Genomic DNA, 3,418 nt, shown 5'->3' with positions numbered 1-3,418 from the left:
TGTCCGATAAACAGGTCCTGCTTAATCGCTTAACAGATCAAGTGCTCTACAATTGTGAATCATGCACTGCGTCATCTCGTCCATGTGCAATGTCAAATGGTCGTCGATTCTCCCGACGAAAGACATATATCGAGCTGAACTAACGCCAGATCATCTCGAGACTTCACATAAATCTATCATCTCGTCCAGCCAGACATCACAGGGTTCGATTTGAATTCTCTCCTACCCACACCTCATCGCCACCCTTTTCATCGGATGTGCGTTCGGTCCTCCATTGCCTTCTACGGCAACTTCAACCTGGACATGGGTAGATCACCCGGTTTCGGGTCTTCTTATACTGACTTTACGTGCTATTAACACTTGCTTTCACTTCGGCTCCGTACCTGAAGTACTTAACCTCGCCAGCACAAGAAACTCGCCGGACCGTTCTACAAAAAGTACGCGGTTCTGCTTTATTCGCAGTTCCACAGCTTGTAAACACAGGGTTTCAGGTTCTCTTTCACTCCCCTCCCGGGGTCCTTTTCACCTTTCCTTCACAGTACTATGCGCTATCGGTCACTGAGTAGTATTTAGCCTTGGAGGGTGGTCCCTCCGCCTTCCCACAAGGTTTCTCGTGTCTCGTGGTACTCCGGATCCTGCTAGGCGTGTTTCTGATTTCATGTACGAGGCTTTCACTCTCTCTGGCGGGACTTCCCAGACCCTTCTACTATCTTCCACACTGCCATATCGCAGTCCATACCCCGTCGTGCACGCACAACGGTTTGGGCTCTTCCGCGTTCGCTCGCCGCTACTTACGGAATCGATGTTTCTTTCTCTTCCTCCGCCTACTTAGATGTTTCAGTTCAGCGGGTTCCCTCCGTATACCTATGTATTCAGTATACGGTGACTGAGGTTTGCTCAGCCGGGTTTCCCCATTCAGATATCTGCGGGTCATCGGATATTTGCTCCTTACCGCAGCTTTTCGCAGCTTATCACGTCTTTCTTCGGCTCTCAGTGCCAAGGCATCCACCCTGCGCTCTTTCTAACTTAACCTTACAGCATACGTAGCTTGATATGCTGTGGTCCGTTGCTATCTTTCGATAACTTGATTCGCGTTTGTTTCAATCTCTTGAAACGTTTCTTGGATTATTTGATGTCTTGTTAATTATTAATGGCTTATTAATAATATCTCTATTTCTTTCTGTATGAAATTCTCAAGGTACACATTGAGCACTTAGCGAGGTTCTTTCGAGCTTAGTGCGAAAGTGGTTCCCGACACTTGACGAGCGGTTCAACCGCGAGTCTTAGTGGAGTGGAACATTCCTCTCTTGTACTCTATTTTTGTTAAAACATAAGATTCAATATATCGGTCTGATTCGTAAGCTTCGCTTACTTCATCACGGACATTCTACGAATGTCCTTCTGTTTTCAAAATCCTTCATCGAAGAACAAGTTCTTCATGAACGCTTTTAAAAACAAGACCGCTCGTCCTATGTTTTCGTGGAGATAACGAGATTCGAACTCGTGACCCCCTGCTTGCAAGGCAGGTGCTCTCCCAACTGAGCTATACCCCCAAGGTCGACTCCTAAATTCGCTAATGCTCATTAAGAGCGTCGACATGGCTACGGCTAAGTTCATGCTTCGTCTTTCGACTCGCTTTCACTAAGCTCTCTGCTCATGGGCTTAAATGGACTCGAACCATCGACCTCACGCTTATCAGGCGTGCGCTCTAACCAGCTGAGCTATAAGCCCATCTCTTTTTCTGCTTACACTTGATAAGCACTTTGACCATTTCTGATCAAACTTGGAGCTGGCAGCCACCTACTCTCCCACACCGTCTCCAGTGCAGTACCATCGGCCGCTTACGTCTTAACCGTCGTGTTCGGGATGGGTACGGGTGTTTCCCATAAGCGCATCACCACCAGCAAATTTGTGCGTTAATAAGTAAATGCAGTTTTTAATGTTATCAACCAGAAAAGTTTACTTTTCTGCGTTGTATAATGTTAAAAACTATATGCGACGCAGTCGCATCACCGAGTGAAGTTTTCTTCACGAGGTTTGCCGTTTACATAACCTTAAACGCTTAACAACATAACAACCCTTACTTCTTCCTTTTCCTTAGAAAGGAGGTGATCCAGCCGCACCTTCCGATACGGCTACCTTGTTACGACTTCACCCCAGTTATCGAACCTGCCTTCGGCAGCTCCCTCCTTGCGGTTGGGTCACTGACTTCGGGCGTTTCCGACTCCCATGGTGTGACGGGCGGTGTGTACAAGACCCGGGAACGTATTCACCGCAGCATTCTGATCTGCGATTACTAGCGATTCCAGCTTCATGTAGTCGAGTTGCAGACTACAATCCGAACTGAGACAGCCTTTTTGAGGTTTGCTCCACTTCACAGTTTCGCTTCTCTTTGTAACTGCCATTGTAGCACGTGTGTAGCCCAAATCATAAGGGGCATGATGATTTGACGTCATCCCCACCTTCCTCCGGGTTATCCCCGGCAGTCTCTCCAGAGTGCCCATCTGACTGCTGGCTACTGGAAATAGGGGTTGCGCTCGTTGCGGGACTTAACCCAACATCTCACGACACGAGCTGACGACAACCATGCACCACCTGTCTCTGCTGTCCCGAAGGAAAGTTCCGATTAAGGAATGGTCAGCAGGATGTCAAGACTTGGTAAGGTTCTTCGCGTTGCTTCGAATTAAACCACATGCTCCACCGCTTGTGCGGGTCCCCGTCAATTCCTTTGAGTTTCATTCTTGCGAACGTACTCCCCAGGTGGAATACTTATTGCGTTGGCTGCGGCACCGAAGCCCTTTGGGCCCCGACACCTAGTATTCATCGTTTACGGCGTGGACTACCAGGGTATCTAATCCTGTTTGCTCCCCACGCTTTCGTGCCTCAGTGTCAGTAGCAGTCCAGTAAGTCGCCTTCGCCACTGGTGTTCCTCCTAATATCTACGCATTTCACCGCTACACTAGGAATTCCACTTACCTCTCCTGTACTCTAGTCAGGCAGTTTCCAAAGCAGTTCCGGGGTTAAGCCCCGGATTTTCACTTCAGACTTGTCTCACCACCTACGCACCCTTTACACCCAGTAAATCCGGATAACGCTTGCACCATACGTATTACCGCGGCTGCTGGCACGTATTTAGCCGGTGCTTCTTAGTCAGGTACCGTCATTATCTTCCCTGCTGATAGAGCTTTACATACCGAAATACTTCATCACTCACGCGGCGTCGCTGCATCAGGGTTTCCCCCATTGTGCAATATTCCCCACTGCTGCCTCCCGTAGGAGTTTGGGCCGTGTCTCAGTCCCAATGTGGCCGTTCACCCTCTCAGGCCGGCTACTGATCGTTGCCTTGGAGGGCCGTTACCTCACCAACTAGCTAATCAGACGCGGATCCTTATCATACCACCGGAGTTTTTCACACCGT

Annotated in this window: 2 tRNA genes and 3 rRNA genes (1 of these 5 cut by a window edge); all 5 read right to left on the bottom strand. The window is 48.9% G+C overall.

From position 1 onward, the window contains the following. Positions 1 to 1,032, bottom strand: a 23S ribosomal RNA gene (locus CLOL250_RS14085); it reaches 2,196 nt to the left of the window's first position. Positions 1,033 to 1,480: 448 nt separating this feature from the next. Then, positions 1,481 to 1,553 (bottom strand) — tRNA-Ala (locus CLOL250_RS02910). Between the two features lie 104 nt (positions 1,554 to 1,657). Then, positions 1,658 to 1,731: transfer RNA gene (locus CLOL250_RS02905), tRNA-Ile, on the bottom strand. A gap of 56 nt (positions 1,732 to 1,787) precedes the next feature. Then, positions 1,788 to 1,905: ribosomal RNA gene (gene rrf, locus CLOL250_RS02900) — 5S ribosomal RNA — on the bottom strand. 196 nt (positions 1,906 to 2,101) lie between these two features. After that, positions 2,102 to 3,418: ribosomal RNA gene (locus CLOL250_RS02895) — 16S ribosomal RNA — on the bottom strand; the annotation flags it as partial.

This window comes from Clostridium sp. L2-50, assembly GCF_000154245.1.
Taxonomy (GTDB): Bacteria; Bacillota; Clostridia; order Lachnospirales; family Lachnospiraceae; genus Coprococcus.
The sequence above is the reverse complement of the archived record's forward strand: the minus strand, read 5'-3'. Positions and strand labels throughout refer to the sequence as shown.